The organism is Bradyrhizobium sp. (assembly GCF_019242285.1).
Lineage (GTDB): Bacteria > Pseudomonadota > Alphaproteobacteria > Rhizobiales > Xanthobacteraceae > Bradyrhizobium.
Genome location: NZ_JAFAVV010000669.1, coordinates 1 through 16,149 on the forward strand (window position 1 = coordinate 1; position 16,149 = coordinate 16,149).

The following is a 16,149-nucleotide window of genomic DNA, read 5'->3' on the forward strand; positions in this document are numbered from 1 at the left end:
GACGGCCGACCCAGACGCCAATCGTGATCCGGCCGTCGAAGCCGACCGACCAGGCGTCGCGATAGCCGTAGCTGGTGCCGGTCTTGAACGCGATCCGGTTCGGCGCGGCATTGTCGGGCGGCGGCGTACCAATCAGGACATTGCCGACCTGCCAGGCCGCGACGGGGTCCATCAGCCGCAGCGGTTCGCGGGCGTCATTCCTGTCGTCGATGATCTCGCGCAAGGCCTGCGTGGTGCCGAGCCGTGGCAGGCCCGTATAGAGCATCGCCAGATCCTGCAGGCTGATGCCGACGCCGCCGAGTCCCATCGCAAGCCCCGGCGCCTCGTCCTTGGGCAGAATGAGGCTGCCGCCGGCCTGCCTTAAGCGCGCCGCCAATCGGCTTGAGCCGACCCGGTCGAGCAGCGCGATCGCCGGCACGTTGAGCGAGAGCTGCAGCGCCTTGCGCACCGGCACTGTGCCCTGGAAGGTCAGATCGAAATTCTCCGGTGCATAGGAGCCGAACCGGATCGGCCGATCCTCGATCAGGCTTTCCGGATGAACAAAACCGTCCTCGAAGGCGAGGCCATAGATGAAGGGTTTCAGGGTCGAGCCGGGCGAGCGCACCGCGCGGGTCATGTCCACCTGCCCGGCTCGGCTCTGGTCGAAATAATCCGCCGAGCCGACGCGCGCGAGCACATCGCCGCTGGCATTTTCGATCGCGATGATGGCGACCGAGATGTTCTGGCCGAGCGCCAGCGCCCGGTCACGCGCCAGCGGCTCCAGCACCTTCTGCAAGGCGGCGTCCAGCGTCAGCCGGATCACCGGCTTATCCTTGATCGCGGCGGTCGCCGCATCCGACGAATGCGGCGCCAGGATCGGCATTGGCTTGCGCAATTGCGGCACCGCGACCGCCTTGGCCTGCGCGGCATCCTCGGCCGTGACGCGGTGCTCCTCGACCATGCGGTCGAGCACCCGGTCGCGGCCGGCGCGCGCGGCGTCCGGATAGCGGTCGAGCCGGCGCGTTTCCGGCGATTGCGGCAGCGCCACCAATAGCGCGGCCTCGGACAGCGTGAGCCGCTTCGGCTCCTTGCCGAAATAGGCGATCGACGCGGCGCGGATGCCTTCGAGATTGCCGCCATAGGGCGCGAGCGCAAGATAGAGGTTGAGGATCTGGTCCTTGTCGAGTCGTCGTTCCAGCTCGATCGCGCGCACGATCTGCCGCAGCTTGGCATGGAACGAGCGCTCGCGGCGCGGCTCCATCAACCGCGCAAGCTGCATGGTGATGGTCGAGCCGCCGGAGACGATATGGCCGCGGCTTGCGAGCTGCCAGGCCGCCCGCATCAGCGCCAGCGGATCGACGCCGCCATGGGCATAAAAGCGCTGGTCCTCATAGGCGAACAGCAGATCGAGATAGGTCGGGTCGACGTCCTTTCTGGCATCGACCGGCAGCCGCCAGCGCCCGTCGGCCATGGCATAGGCGCGGAGCAGCTTGCCGTTGCGGTCGACGATGGTGGTCGAAACCTGCTCGGCCTCCTGCAGCGGCAAGGGCCCAAGCGAAACCGCCCAGACGGCGAAAGCGGCGGCTGCCAGCAGGACGGCGACCACGATCATGGCCGCCGCCCTCCTCGCTCTTGGCCAACGGGACGCCGGCGCTGGACTCGCAACGTCACTCATTTCGCCGAACGCACCTCGACCGTGCCCGTGCCGGTGCGACCATAGCGCGACGGATTGTACATGTCCTCGACATAGGCCTGCGGCAGCACATACCTGCCCGGCGTCACCGCCCGCACCACATAGGCGACCGTGAACACCGACTTGGAATCGGTGGCGCGGTCGAGCGCGGCGGCGAAGCGGTCGTCGCGGAATTCGGTATTGACGGGCTCCTGACCGTCCTCGATCCAGTCCAGCGTGCCGCTGTCGCCCGACGACACCAGATGCGGGTTGTCGATCTCGAGCCCGGCCGGCAGATAGTCCGACACCATGATGTGCCCGTATTCCGGCTTGGGCTCGGTGACCTTCAGCACCACCGCGAAGCGATCGTTCTGCTTCGCCTTGCTGACGTCGGCCGGCTTGCCGTCGAGCGTGAAATAGCTGCGCTCGATCTTGAAGCCGTTCGAGGCCGCCGGCTCCGGTACGACCGGCGAGCCGGACACCGACACCACCGCCTGCACCGGCGCCTCGCCGGCATTGGTGATCCGGATCGGCTTGTTCGCCAGCGCCTCGGCCTTGTAGTTGCGGAACAGCGCGGCTTTGACCGGCTGTCCGTCGAGGTCGAGCGCGAGCGGCTCTTTTGCCAGAGCGCGTGCGGCGAGCACCATCCAGGCATTCTCCTGGGTCGACGTATAGGGCGACAGGCCGCGCGCGGCCTCGACCCTGAGCACCGCCTGGGTCAATGTCCCGCGCGGCGCGTTGCCCTCGCTGGCGAGCGACACCAGCGCTGCGGCGTCACGCAACGCCGAGCCGTAGTCGGAGCGGCCGAACTCCAGTACCGGCTTTGGCGCCAGCGCATCGACCGCCGCGGCATAGACCCGCTCGGCGCGCGCGCGGTCGCCGACCAGCGCCAGCGCCGCGGCGAGCTGCGACTTCGCAATGGGCGTGGCGATGTTGCCCAGCTTGGTGTCGGCGAGATAGCGCAGGTCGCCGACCGGCGCGGCGCCATTGCGCGCCAGCACGTAGAGGCCATAAGCGAGATTGCGGCCGCCGTCCTTCTCCGGCTCGTTGGCGTTCACCACCGCGTTCCTGACGTGATCGAGCGCACTCCTGAACAGCGCATCCGGCACGACAAAACCCTTTTCGCGGGCGCGGGTCAGGAAGTCCGTCACATAGGCGTCGAGCCAGGCATCGTCGCCACCGGCCGACCATAGGCCGAACGAACCGTTCGAGCCTTGTCGTGCCAACAGCCGCTCGATCGCATCCTTGATGCGCTGGTCGAGATTTGAGTCCTGCGCCAGATGCGCACCGGCCGCGAGCTCGTTGACATAGAGCAGCGGCATGGCGCGGCTCGTGATCTGCTCCGAGCAGCCATAGGGGTAGCGGTCGAGCGCCTGCAGGATGGTCGCGGCATCGAGCGCGGGCGACAGCCCGGCCGAGATCGAGACGCCTGATGTGCCCGGCACCAGGTCGGAGAACATGTCCGCCGTCAGCGTCAGGCTCTCGCCCTTCGCCAGCGTCCGGATCGAGCGCCGCGCCAGCACCTGCGTTGCCGGCTTGACGTCGACCGCATAATGCCGCGCGAGCGTAAGCCCGTTCGGTCCCTTGATGTCGACATCGAACTGCGCCGCGCCGGCGCTGCCGGCATCGAGCGCAAGCGTCATCGACGCGCGCTGTTTGGCCGCAAGCTTCAGCGTGGTTGCTGGATTGCCCGACACTTTCACCGGGCCGGAGGTGTTGACATTGACGACGTAGTCGCCCCCCGCCCCCTCGACATTGTCGAGGTCCATGCTCAGCGTACCGTGATCCCCTGTGAGCAGGAAGCGTGGCAGGGTCGCCGTCAGCACCACGGGATCGCGTACCGTGACATCGGTGGTGGCGCGGCCGAGTTTCGTTGCCGACCAGGCCACTGCCATTACCCGCGCGGTGCCGGCGAAATCGGGGATGTTGAACTCGACCTGCGCCGTGCCGTCGGCGGCGACCGTGACGATGCCGGAATAGAGCGCGAGCGGCTTCTGGGTCGGCGGGCTGCCCTGCAGCTCGACCGCGCTGGCATCGCCGCCGGACCTGATCTGGCCGATCGTGCCCTGCATGCCGTCGATCAACTGGCCGTAGAGATCGCGGATCTCCGCGGTGAGTCGGCCCTGGCCAAGATAATAATCGTCCGGCGCCGGCGGCTTGTAGTTGGTGAGATTGAGAATGCCGACATCGACGGCCGCGATCACCACCTTGGCGTCCTCGCCGGGGTTGAGTCCGCCGAGCTTGACCGGGATCTTCAGCGTCGCGTTCGGACGCACCAGCGCCGGCGGCGACAGATTGACTGCGAGCGTCCGCGTCTTCTTGTCGATGCCGAACCATTTCAGGCCGATCGCGCGGCCGGGCATGCGCGAGGCCCCGACATCGAGCGGACGGCGCAGGGTCGCCATCACATAGGCGCCGGTGCCCCAATCCTTGCCGACGGGAATCTTGACCTGCGCGGTGCCGGGCTTGACGTCCACGGTCTGCGTAGTGAGGAGCCGGTCGCCCAGCACGTTGACGGTGAGCTTGCCTTCGCTACGGGCGTTGACCGACACCGCCATGGTCTCGCCGGACGCGTATTCCGGCTTGTCGATCGAGGTTTCCAGCAGGTCCGGCGTGTCGGCGCTGCCCTCGGAATACCAGCCGACATCGAACTGCACCGAGGTGAGCGGGCCGTCCGGCTCGCTCGACTTTACGTCGAGCCGGTAGCGGCCGGGCTGCGGCAGCAGCGAGATCCGCGTCGGCTTGTCGGCAGCGATGGTGAGATCGCCGTCGGCCACGCGGGTGGTCGACTTGACCGGCTCATAGCTCCAGCTCGAATTGTCGCGATACCATTGATAGCGCGACTCCAGCTTCATCAATTCATAGTGCAAGCCGTCGCGCGGCAAAGTCTTGCCCTCCGGCGAGACGAACGCGACGTCGAACTCGGCCTTGTCGCCCTCGCCGACGCTCCTGTCGCCGAACAGCGGCTTGACGCCGATCTCGGCCGCGCCGGCTGCGACCGGCAGCACCAGTTTGCGCTCGACCGCGCGGCCGCCGGTCTCGGCCATGCGGATGAATATCTGCACCTCCTGCGGCCGCGTCGAAGCGGGCTGCTTGTCGAGGCCGACCGGGAAGGTCGCCACGCCATTGGCGTCGGACTGCGGCAGGTTCTCGATCGGCGTGCGCTCGTTGGAAGTGGTCTCCTCGTCGGCGACGCCGAACTGATAGCCGGCAAAGCCCGGCCGCTCGGTGGCAGGAGCGACCAGCATGTCGCCTTCGAGCTGTAGATTAGAGGCCGGCGCGCCATAGAGGAAGTGACCGTCCACCTTCAGCTCGACCGGCGCATTCGCGGTGATCAGCTTCGCCTTGGACGTCAGGTCGAACTCCAGCCGCTCCGGGATGTAATCCTCCACCATGAAGGTGGTCTCGCCGACCGCCTCCCCCTTCGGATCGGTGAAGGCGCGCACCCGCCAGGTCCCGCTCGGCACCGAGGAGTTGAGCGCAACCGAAAGCGTGCGGCCGCCCGCGCCCTGGTCGGACAGCACGACGCGGCGGAACTCGACGCCGTCGGGGCGCTCGACCACCAATGTCAGCGGCCCGCCGGTCATGGCGTTGCCGAGGCCGTCGCGCAAGAGCGCGGTCAGGTACACGGTTTCGTTCGAGCGGTAGACGCCGCGCTCGGCATAGACGAAGGCGTCGGCGCCGGCGGGCACCTCGCGGCCCGCGACGCCGCGATCGCTGAGATCGAAGGCACTCGTTTTCAGGCTGAGGAAGGCGTAATCAGCCTTTTCGCCCGACACCGTCAGCATCGCCGGCGACAGGCCGCCCTGGCCCCGCGCCAGCCCCGGCTCGAACAGCACGTGGCCGGAGGCGTCGGTCTTGCGGGTGGCGAGGATCTCGTTGTTGCGCGCGAGCAGCCGCACCTCGGCCTGCGCGACCGGCACGGTCGAGGCCAGCGAATTGACGAACACATGGATGCCGTCATTGCCGGAGAAGGCCGAAAGTCCGAGATCGGACACGACGAACCATTGCGTGGCGAGCTGGTAGTCGTCGTCACTAACAACACCCTTCACCGAAGCCGTCATGACGTAGACGCCCGGCTGCAACTCGCCGATCGCCTGGTCGACCGGGAATGCCGTGGTGACGTCCTGGTTCAATGTCGTGGCGGTCGAGAGCTCGCCGGTCCAGACCTTGACCCCGCGGTCGCTGCCGAGATCCTGGTACTTGCTGATCGGCCGTTGGAAGTCGCTGTCGATCACCGTGTTGATCAGGTTGCGGTCACCGATCCGGTACACCGCGACCGTCACCGCGGTGGTGTTGACGGTGACCAGCGGAATGCCGCGCTGGCCGGTCTTCGGCAGCACATAGGCGCGGCCGGTGAAATGCACGAACGGCTTGCGGTCGCGGACATAGATGTTGAACTCGGCCGATTTCGGCAGCCCCTCCTTCACGGTGGACGGCAGGCCCGCGCGCAGGTTGATGTTGTAGTGCTCGCCGTGCTTCAGGCCTTCGACGCAGAGCTGCTTTTCCTCCGACGACAGCGCCGGCTTGTCGACACCGGCCTCGGCCACGAACGGCGTGAAATCGGTGCGCTTGGCGAGCTCCTCGGAGAACTGGAAGCAGGCGCGCGGCGAGGCCGCGTCCGAATCGACGCTGTAATCCAGGAGGCGGAAGCCGTGCTCGTCGCGCAATTTCTCATACTGGCCGCGGACGTCGGCAACCTCGCGCAGCTCGAGCGACATCCGCAGTGCATCCAGCGCCGGGCGCCACATCTGGCGCTGCGACAGCGCGCTGCCGAGCACGGCGAGCGCGTCGGCCTCGTCCTGCGCACTCGTCGTGCGCTGATAGGCGATATAGGCCGCGGTCGAGGCGCGCTCCAGGAAGAAGGTCTTCTCGCTCCCGGTCGAGGGCCGGATCTGGGTGATGACATGGGCGAGCTTCAGCCAGTTGCCGGCATCCTCGGGCGCGACCGCGACGATCTGGCCGAGAATCTGGAGACCGCTGCGCAGGTCACCGCGCCGGAGCGCGGTGTCGGCGTCGGTGCGCAGGCTCGCAGGCGATTTCGACACCGGCCCCGCCTCGCTCCTGATCTGGGCCTCGAGCTTGATCGCGGCATCGTTGAGGTCCTCGCGCTTGAACGCCTTGTCGGCGGCGCTCGCCTGGACGAGGCCGAGCACGAGCGTGGCGCAGACGGCGATGGCGCGGACCAGACCGGTCATGAGGGGCTCCTTGCGCGGGAAAAACGCCCGCGTTGTACATGAGAAGTGCGAAAGGATGACGAGCCGATGGCGTCGGAACCGAATAGCATAAAGTCGCATGCGGCATGGCGCGGCCGATTCCTCAACGCCGGCGCCGATCGAAGATGAACGGCGCGGCGGCTGGCCGGGGACGGCAGTCTCCCCCGCCCGCTTAGTCGCACACGATGTGCACCTGGTTCGGATCAGGATGGCGGAAAAGCAGATTTTTCATCTTGGCAGTGCTATCTTCCGCCTGCGATAAGTCGCAGCCGGCGCGATCCATTCGTCCCGAAACGGTCCCATAGCTCAACTGGATAGAGTAGCGGATTTCTACTCCGCGGGTTGCAGGTTCGAGTCCTGCTGGGACCGCCAATGAAAACGCTATGAAATAAGGGGTTTTCTCGCATCTTCGGCCGTTCTCGATATATGCGTTCAAGAGAACAGATGCGGACAAAAGGGGGCAATTGACCCTCGGTGGGGCACCGAATCCCCGGAAAAATCCCCGGACTAGTTTCGCCTTGCGAAACACCTTTGCATCGATCGACCTTCGACCCGCGATCTAACGGGTTGCGATCGCTGCTGGGCGGTCGCATCCTCAAAATCATGGGCACCAGGTCGCGCGAACGTCACTATGGGACTTCGGTCCGCATCGCCGCGGAACGAGCGGCGGCCGCGCGTAAGGAAGCTGACAAGCTCGCGGTCGGTGCCTGGAACCAGCGCATGCTCGGCTTCCAGGGTCCAGCGCAGCCTTCGCCCACGCTCGGCGACGCGCTGAACGCCGGCTACCGCTACCTCGAGGTCCGCTGCGTCGGCTGCGACACGCATCAACTGTCGCGCTCGACATCGTGCGCCGGCCGAAGACGACGCCGATCCGTGAGCTCGAGCGCTACATGCGATGCAAGAACTGCTCGCAGGTGCGCGGCTATGCCTACAAGCGCAGCCCGACCGGCCGTGGGACCAGGCGTCGGCCGCCTGCCCCAGTGGCGCCGCCGGCATGCGATGCCCAGACTGCAATCCCTCGGATGGACTGACGCCGCCGCAGATGCCGCGCGGCTTCGTCGACGACGAGGATGCTAGTACCCGCCACTGAGCCGAGCCGATTCGATTCCAGCCTCGCAATTCCTATATCCGGGGCATGGTTAGTAAGCGTATTGCCTCGATAGAATTACCTCCCGGAACCGCCCGCGCCTTTGTTGCGGATATGCGGAAATACTTCGCCGAGAAAGACGCCTTCAAAGCGGATGCGATCGCAGTGCGCCAGCTTCGCGCGCTCGAAAGCTACCGGCGTACGCACGAGCGCAAGCTGCGGATCCATGACGTCAAGGAGATGTTCGCGATGATGCGCGAACACCTGGAAGCGTAAAGCCGACAGAAGGGGTAGCGCGCGTGATGGTCGCACGGCCGGAGCGGCGATTTAGTCGGTCGATCGTTGCTTCCAGGCTTGCCTGCCGCGGCTCGCGGGCGCGCCAGAGCTGAGCGGCCGCTCAGTCGGCAGCACCGCCTGTCGCCCATAAGCTGCGGCGGCTTCCGATGCGAGATGATGTCCGCATGTGGTGCAGAGGCCGCCGACGATTTCCTTTTTGCGCGTGTCTTGCTGAGCGCAAGTCGAACAGGTCGCACGAAGTTTGCGGCCCGTCCATCTCATCATGAACACGGAGTTCTGCTTGCAGTTTTCGCAGCGAAGCGCTCCAACCGTGTTGGTCGTGTTGCAAGCCGGGCAGACGATCTGCTTGCCCATATAGGATCTCCCAATTGAGGCGATCCAAAGAAAGAGCGCGAACAGCAACACGATGAGCGAAGCGATAACCGAAAGCCCATATTCGAGAATCATCGAGTCATGGGTTGGCGCTTGACTGGTCATTCTGCGATCGTCCGCATTGCCCCGTGGCGTCAACGAGACCCTATGCCGCGGACTAGGCTATTTCTTGTCAAATGCACAGCTTTGACGAGCTTCTCGCTCGCCGTCTTTTCCCCGGCCATGGCGAGATAACGCTGCTCGGCCGCCGGCGCGCACGCTGCGCGACCGGCGAGAAACTCCGGACCACGCGTCAGTTCGGCATGCGTGCAGCGGTCGGCATTCGCTGCGCGCAGCGCGACGAGATCAGGCATGGGGAATTTGCTCCTTTCGGTTTGATTGGCTCAACCAAACGCCAGGGTTGATCGGTTGGAGGTACAGTGATAGGGAATTGCGCACCTCATTGTGAGTAGCGGCAGCGCGTCCTGTGACCCTCGATCTCACCCGATCCGCCGCCGAAGGCCGATCACGGCTTCTTCGACGCTCTCCCCGCCCAGCGCCAGGCGACCGGCCGCTCGAAGAGCAGGCGAAGCGTGCGGCCGAAGCTCCACTCAAACTTGGACGCACCGACAACGACACGGCCACGGCACTCGACTTGATGCGGTTCGTCGCGGCGGAGGCAGTCTGCGTCGGTCACGGGTTGATATTCTTTGCCGGCGGGCTCGGGAGCTGGCCGCGCATCCAGAACATCGGGGTGCTGGTGTTCTTCGTGCTATCCGGCTTCCTGATCACCGCTACGCTCTGGCAGCACTCGGAAGCTTCGAGAAGCTACGGTTTCGGCCGCTACATGATCGACCGCTTCGCGCGCATCTATTCCGCGCTGGTGCCCGCGCTCGTCTTCATCGCGATCGTCGACGGCCTGACATTGCAGCTGACCGGCGAGCCCACGATCGCGCGCTACTACAATTGGCCGACCCTGCTCGCCAACCTCGGTATGCTGCAATCGTACCGCGGCGTATTCGATAGCTACGACATGCTGCAGTGGTCGCCCTTCGGCTCGGCAAGTCCGCTGTGGACGCTCTCGATCGAGTGGCACATCTACGTGTTCGCGGGCGCCGCGTTCTTCGTGCTGCGCAGGCGGCGGCTGTGGCCTCTGCTGTTGCCGCTCATTCCGATATTCGCGCAGACGCCGGCGCGACTGTTGTTCGGTTCGTTCTCCAGCGATGGACTCGGTCAAAGCCTGTTTGCATTGTGGCTCGCCGGCGCCGCGCTGTTCGCGCTGCTCTCGGCCTGGCGTCCCCCGCTCTGGCTATCAATCACCATCCTGGCGACCTCGCTTGCGACCTATGCCACCATGCTCCGGCCGGAGCACGAGTACGATGCGACAACCTATCCCGCGCTGGTCGGCGTGATCGGTGCGCTGATCGCACTCACGCAGCGGACATCCGTGCTGGGCGCATCGAAGGCGATCCGGACCGCCGCAGGCTATTCCTTCACTCTTTACCTCATCCACCATACGATCATGCTCGCGGTCATCCTCACCATGCCGCGCGCGCGCGGTTGGCTCTGGGCATGCCTCATCATCATGGGGTGCAACGCGCTGGCCTATGTGCTCGCGCGTCCGTTCGAGATGAAGCATCGCGCTTTTGCGGACTGGCTGGCGGGGCTTCCCGTCAGATTTCGGCATCAATCACGAACCGCCCCAGCACGCTTCCCTTACGTTCCCGGTAATGGTGCCGAACCAGCGGAAGCCGATTGACCAATGTTGGCGACATTCGCCGAGAGGCGCACGCCCAGGGCGGCGCGGATCAACGGCAACTCGCGACCGACGTTGTCGATCTTGATCCTGGTCGACGACGGCTGGCCCTCGCGCTGCTCGGGATAGTCCGCCTGAAACGGGCACGAGGCGTAAGGCTCGCGCAGCGCTTGTTCTGCGTGGGCAGGGCTATGGCGCGATAGGTGTTGAACTGGAAATCATTTGCTCGATCAGAGAATTACGGCTCCTGATCCACAGCGGACAACATCTGCCGCGTTCGGCAGAGGTCCTGAAGTTGCCAATCCGTTCTCGTGTCGTCGCGCAGCCCCTGAAATAGAGGGAACTGACTCTTCCCCGACTGCATATTAAGATCGCGACTGCTGAACCATGCGGATTAGGACCCGCAAGCGCGAGGGGGAAGTCATGCAACGTCGTCGTTTCAAACAAACTCAATCCCTTGAAGCCCGCCTTACCGAAGAAGCGAAGCGGCTACGGGAAGAAGCCGAATTGCTTCCACCCGGCGCTGAACGCGAGGAACTCGTGCGCAAAGCTCGGCATGCGGAAACAGCTTCTCACATGAACGAGTGGCTGACATCACCCGGGCTTCGCCCGCCAGATTAGGAACCGAGGCCTCCTCAATTCCTGAGCACGATTTGCCAGCGGCCCCGCCGCTGATGAATTGTCCCAGCAGCGGCAGGGCGACGTGTCCGAGTACCCGGAATCATAGCTGAGTGATACGGCGCGCGCCCTGAATCTTCGCGGCTGCAAGCTGCCGAGGCAAACTGCGGACGGCCCTTCGCATTGCTTCTGTGGCGCACCGATCGACATCGCACATTTGTACTGCCCATGTGAGCCGGCGCTAACGCCATGAGCGCCAGGTCGCGCTCTCGATTCGGAGCGGTAGCAGGCCCCAAATAACTGCTCAGGATTCACATAGGCGAGGGTTTTGGCCTGGCTGATGCTTTTCCCTTAGCGCCTTGAGACGTGGCGGCCCGGCACGAATTAGCCGGAACGAAAAGGCCGCAGGACGACTGCGTCGCCCCGCGGCCAAACCGGCAAGTGAAACAATGCGGTGATGCAAATTGCCCCGGTGCTCTACGCTTAAAGCACGTCTTCGTGCATTTGAAGTCCGTGAGACTACGGGCGATGAGCGATCGCATTTTCACGCATTGGAACTTTTGCGCGCACGTTACCCATCGCGTCTGGGAACACGGACCGCAGAGCACGCTGCGATCCCTCAGCCCGCGCCATCCAATCGCAAACCTTGGAGCGAGATCAATCTGCATCTTGGTGCTGCGCTTGCGGACCGGACGGCCGCTCCCCAATCTTCAGCCATGCCGACCAGGCCGACGATGCCGAGGGCCTGCCTCGGGTTCGCGACGCGACGACCACTTGATAGCGGCAGATCACGGCGACCCCGGCCCGGCAGCATTGGCGCTCTCCGATTCCGCTTCGGGAAGGGTGTAGTGGGGTCGGACCGGCGCGCGCTCGGCTTCGCTTTCACCGTGAGCCAAATCGGCGCTCCACGTTCTATCCGTCCAGAATCTCCAGGAATTCTTCCACCCGCTCGAACGGCTTCTCGTGTGCCGTGCCGGCGTAAACCACGCGGTCGCCGTCGCGCTCCAGAGACTTGGACTTGGACTTGGACTTGGACTTGGACTTGGACTTGGACTTGGACTTGGACTTGGACTTGGACTTGCGCAGCCGGCCGGGCAGGAACGTCGCCGCGACCGCATCCGGTCCGACGTCGAGCCTCACGATGCCTCGCCGCTTGCAGTCGAGCCTGAGCCTCGCCGCCGCGAAGAAATCCCGCGCCAGCGGCGGCAATGCGCCGAAACGGCGCGCGGTTTCCTCTTCCAGATCGTCCAGGTCGTCTTCACTGCGACACCTCGCGACGCGGCCATAGATTTCCAGGCGAACTGCGTCGGATTGCACGTAGGTTGTCGGGAGCATGTCCGCGAGCGGCAGGTTCAGATCGGGCAGCCAAAGATCGGCGGTCCTGTCGCCGGCCTTCTCCGACGCCAGCTTCAGGAGGTGGCTGTAGAGCACCGGCCCGAAGACCTGCACGTGTCCGGACTGTCGTTCCGAGAACAGATCCCCGGCTCCTCGAAGGTCCAGATCTCGCTCGCTGATGGCGAAGCCGGCGCCCGGTCTGCTGAACTCCTCCAAGACGGCGAGACGCTTTGCGGAGTGTTCCGAATTGGACTCGGTCAGCAGGTATGCGAAGGCACGCGTGCCGCCGCGTCCCACCCGCCCCCTGAGCTGATGAAGTTGCGCCAGACCGAATTTCTCCGGCCAGCACACGACGATGGTGTTCGCCCGGGGAATATCGAGGCCGCTCTCCACGATATTGGTCGCCAGCAGAACGTCCGCCTCGCCTTCCACGAAGCTCATCATTCGATCGTCGATCTCATCGGCGGGCAGCTTGCCGTGGAGACAGACGATCCGGAGATCTGGCGCCGCCGACTGCACCCGCACCAACATCGGCTCCAGATCCTGAATGCGAGGGCAGATCAGGAAGCTCTGTCCGTGCCGCCTCTGCTCGCGCAGCAATGCCGCAGCGATGGCGGCGTCCGACAGCGGAGCAATCCTGGTGACGACCGGCAGCCGATGAACGGGCGGCGACGCAATCACGCTGAGATCCCTGAAGCCGGCGAGGCCTGCCGCAAGCGTGCGCGGAATCGGAGTGGCACTCATCCAAAGGGCATGGACGCCCTTCGCCAGGCTTGCGAGCTTTTGCTTCTCCGCCGCCCCGAAGTGCTGTTCCTCGTCGATGATGACGAGGCCGAGGTCCGCGAACTTCACGTCCTTCGACGCGAGAGCCTGCGTGCCGACGACGACCTTCAGTTTCCCGCAGCGCAACCCTTCCTTCGTCTCCCTCGTCTCCGAAGCCGACGCGGCCCGCGACAGGCTTCCCACTGCGATGCCGAGAGAAGCGAACCGTTTGCGGAAGGTCGCGACGTGCTGTCTTGCCAATACCGTGGTCGGCACCGCGACAACGACCTGTTTTCCCGACAGCGCCACGGCGGCGGCTGCCCGCAAGGCCACCTCGGTCTTGCCGAATCCGACGTCGCCGCAGACGACCCTGTCCATCGGATGACCGGACGCGAGATCGTCCAGCACGTCCTGAATCGCTTTCGCCTGATCGACCGTCGTGAAATACGGAAACCGCGCGACAAATCTCTCGTAGGCCGGGCCTGGAGCGACAAGCTTGGGGGCACGCCGACGACGCCGCTGGGCGATATGTTTGGCAAGCTCCTTGGCGGCGACTTGAATTTCCTGCTCGGCCGCGCTGCGCCGCTCCCACCACGTGCTTCCGTCCGCCTTGTCCAAGGTCAGCTTGCCGAGCTCCGCCGCATAGGGCCAGATCAGAGCGAGATCGGCGGGCGAAACGAGAGCGGCATCGTCTCCCGCAAACTTGAGCCTGATCATCTCGCGAACTGACCCGTTTCCCATGTCGACGGCCTGCAAACCATCGAGCACGGCGAGCCCTCGCTGGAGATGAACGATGACCGCACCCCGCTCTGGCACATCCGGATGATCAAGAGCCGCCGTCCAGGCTCTGGCCATCGGCTGCGGATGATGGGCTCTGCTGCCGAGCACATCGGACGCCGTCACGACGACGAGAGGCTTCCGGCCCGATCCGACAAAGCCGGTGTCGAAGTCGGCCAACAGGGCGCCTTCGCGACTTCGGCCCGTCATCGCCTCGTCCCAGTCGGCGAAGCGTTCTGCCTTGATCCCGCTCATCCGCTCCAACGCACGCAGGTCATCTTCCACCGCTGCGACGAAAAGCAGTCGCGATCCGGCGCGTTGCGTATCGGCGACGAATGTGCGGAGAGACTTCCTCGGCGAGGCGAGCTTCGAGAAGTCAGGTGTCGCCGTGAACGCCGCCCTTCGAGGCAGCAGGTTCATGCGCTTCGCAAGTCCGTTCCAGTCCCCCCGCCCCAGATACTCGCGCTCCGCGTCCCTGCGACCGGCCGCTTCCTCGATCGTGCGCAGCCAGCTATCGGCATGGGCCGGAATCCCGGCGTCCGCGATCCATTGCGCCTGATCGCAATAGTCGGACAGAGCCGCTTGCCGGCCCCGCTTGCCTTTCCATGCGATGCGCTCCGACATCGGATCGACGAGCAGCTCCTTGGCCTCGAATACGGCCTCGTGCGCGCCCGGGTCGACCGCCACGATTCTGCGGATCGCTGCACCGGAATGCTCGATTCGGAACGGACCGAGGGCGCCTGCAGGAAAAATCTCGAAAGTCTTGCCGTGAAAGAGTGCGGTGCCGGGATAGTCCGCCTCTTCGTCGAGATCGTATCCCAAAACCTCCAGACGGCACTTGAGCTCGTGCTCGGAATACGCGGCCCCCACCTTCAGAGCCAGGCTGAGGCGTCCCCAACTCGTCGGCAGCGGCAGCCGCTCCATGATTACTTCCGCCGTCGACACCAGGAAGATGGGCTTCCTGGTCTTGGCGAGACGCCGAAGTACCGAGCTCCGTCTGCCGGCGATCTCTCGGGAGGGCTCCAGTCCATCGAACGGCAAGGTGTTCAGTCTCGGAAACACCAGCACGTCGAGCGAAGCGTCGAGCGAATGAAGCACGCTGCCGAGCCGCTCTGCCCTGTGCTCGTTTTCGGACAGGAAGACGATGCCGTTGCGGCCGGACTTCCGCCATTTTTCAAGGAGATGGAGCGCCAGCAAGCCGAGCGGCGAAGAGGATGAGATCGTCGAACGCGGTGACTCCTTGCTTTTCTTCATCGCGCCGGAACCGGCGCGGGCTTTCCTGGCATTCCCCACGTCACATCCATCGTCGTTTCGGGAGCATGGTCCGTTGCGGCCAAGCACTTCAGGCCGACCGCAGCCCGCTTTTGCCCCGAATGCTTCACCACCTCAATACAAGCTTTCCGCATGCAGCCCACCGAGGCGGGACGACTCCCCGACACATCGATACGAATCCTGGGGTCGCATAGGAACGAACGATGCCGCGCCGGTGTTTTGACGTTGATCCTTTTCTCCATGTCGAGGCCATCATGTATCACCACGTCAAGAAGCTGATGTTCACCGTTCGCGTGGACGAACCGGACCCGCGCTTCGGCAACATGCTTCTGGAACAATTCGGCGGCGCGAACGGCGAGCTCGCGGCCGCCATGCAGTATTCCATTCAGGGCCTGAATTGCGAGGATCCCGATCGCAAGGACCTCCTCATGGACATCGGCACCGAGGAGCTGAGCCATCTGGAAGTGGTCGGCACGCTGGCCCGCATGCACCTCAAGCCTGCGAAGTTCGACCGCCAGGCCGCCGAAGCCGATCCCCTGATCGCAATCGCGGGAGGCGGCGGAGTCGGTCTTTTCAATTCGCAGGGCAACCCCTGGACTGCCGACTACCTCAAGATCACCGGCGAGCTCGACGTCGACCTGCGCAGCAACATCGCTGCCGAGGCACGGGCCAAGATCGTCTATGAGCGTCTGCTCAATTTCTGCGACGATGCCGGCACCAAGGATGCCTTGCAGTTCCTGATGACCCGGGAGATCACCCACATGAGGGCCTTCACCCTGGCTCTCGAGAGCATGGGCAAGCCTGCATTCAGCATCGGCCGCATCGCGCCAACGCCTGGCCTGGTCGATCAGTTCTTCAACGATTCCACCGGGACCGGCGACCATGGCGAGATCGACACCCGAGGTCCCTGGAACGAGGGCGGGGACTGGGTCTTCACGGAATCACCCGCCATCCAGGCCGGCGACGCCGGGCCTGCCAGCGCCATCGTCACGGAAAGCTCCTCGCCTGTGGACGAGGCGGGCCTCGG

At 64.8% G+C, this 16,149-nt stretch carries 10 protein-coding genes, 1 tRNA gene and 1 pseudogene; 8 read left to right on the top strand and 4 right to left on the bottom strand.

Translation table 11 applies throughout. From position 1 onward, the window contains the following. Positions 1–1,591 (bottom strand): penicillin-binding protein 1C (gene pbpC, locus JOY90_RS27115; RefSeq protein ID WP_291694176.1); only part of this gene is annotated, 1,591 nt, incomplete at its 3' end. 59 nt (positions 1,592–1,650) lie between these two features. Continuing rightward, positions 1,651–6,849, bottom strand: a complete 5,199-nt coding sequence (locus JOY90_RS27120; RefSeq protein ID WP_291694177.1) for an alpha-2-macroglobulin — start codon at positions 6,847–6,849, stop codon at positions 1,651–1,653. A gap of 313 nt (positions 6,850–7,162) precedes the next feature. Here JOY90_RS27120 and JOY90_RS27125 point away from each other — a divergent pair. The 3 genes and pseudogenes from JOY90_RS27125 (at position 7,163) to JOY90_RS27135 (ending at position 8,230) form a co-directional block, all read left to right on the top strand. Further along, positions 7,163–7,239 (top strand) — tRNA-Arg (locus JOY90_RS27125). Positions 7,240–7,470: 231 nt separating this feature from the next. Beyond that, a pseudogene (locus JOY90_RS27130) lies at positions 7,471–7,808 on the top strand (hypothetical protein); the annotation flags it as partial. 194 nt (positions 7,809–8,002) lie between these two features. Then, positions 8,003–8,230, top strand: coding sequence for a hypothetical protein (locus JOY90_RS27135; protein WP_291694178.1), 228 nt, complete (start codon positions 8,003–8,005; stop codon positions 8,228–8,230). Positions 8,231–8,281: 51 nt separating this feature from the next. On the opposite strand, the gene JOY90_RS27140 is transcribed toward JOY90_RS27135, so the two are convergent. After that, positions 8,282–8,728 (bottom strand): hypothetical protein, encoded by a 447-nt coding sequence (locus JOY90_RS27140; protein ID WP_291694179.1) that lies wholly within the window; start codon positions 8,726–8,728, stop codon positions 8,282–8,284. Positions 8,729–8,799: 71 nt separating this feature from the next. Between JOY90_RS27140 and JOY90_RS27145 the strand changes: the two genes are divergently transcribed. The 4 genes from JOY90_RS27145 to JOY90_RS27160 all read left to right on the top strand — a co-directional run bounded on the left by JOY90_RS27145 (position 8,800) and on the right by JOY90_RS27160 (position 10,979). After that, on the top strand, positions 8,800–9,027 hold the full coding sequence (locus JOY90_RS27145; RefSeq protein WP_291694180.1) for a hypothetical protein: 228 nt from the start codon (positions 8,800–8,802) through the stop codon (positions 9,025–9,027). A 233-nt stretch (positions 9,028–9,260) separates the two neighbouring features. After that, positions 9,261–10,361 carry an acyltransferase gene (locus tag JOY90_RS27150; protein WP_291694185.1) on the top strand — a complete coding sequence of 367 codons (1,101 nt, stop codon included), beginning with the start codon at positions 9,261–9,263 and terminating at the stop codon, positions 10,359–10,361. A gap of 3 nt (positions 10,362–10,364) precedes the next feature. Next, the gene (locus JOY90_RS27155) at positions 10,365–10,487 is read left to right on the top strand and encodes a hypothetical protein (protein ID WP_291694181.1); all 123 of its coding nucleotides are present in this window, start codon (positions 10,365–10,367) and stop codon (positions 10,485–10,487) included. Positions 10,488–10,781: 294 nt separating this feature from the next. After that, positions 10,782–10,979: a hypothetical protein gene (locus JOY90_RS27160; RefSeq protein WP_291694182.1), complete on the top strand. Its 198-nt coding sequence runs from the start codon at positions 10,782–10,784 to the stop codon at positions 10,977–10,979. Between the two features lie 909 nt (positions 10,980–11,888). On the opposite strand, the gene JOY90_RS27165 is transcribed toward JOY90_RS27160, so the two are convergent. Next, positions 11,889–15,104 (bottom strand): DEAD/DEAH box helicase, encoded by a 3,216-nt coding sequence (locus JOY90_RS27165; RefSeq protein ID WP_291694183.1) that lies wholly within the window; start codon positions 15,102–15,104, stop codon positions 11,889–11,891. A gap of 272 nt (positions 15,105–15,376) precedes the next feature. On the opposite strand from JOY90_RS27165, the gene JOY90_RS27170 reads away from it, so the two are divergent. Further along, positions 15,377–16,149, top strand: a 773-nt coding sequence (locus JOY90_RS27170; protein ID WP_291694184.1) for a manganese catalase family protein, incomplete at its 3' end; no start/stop codon positions are given.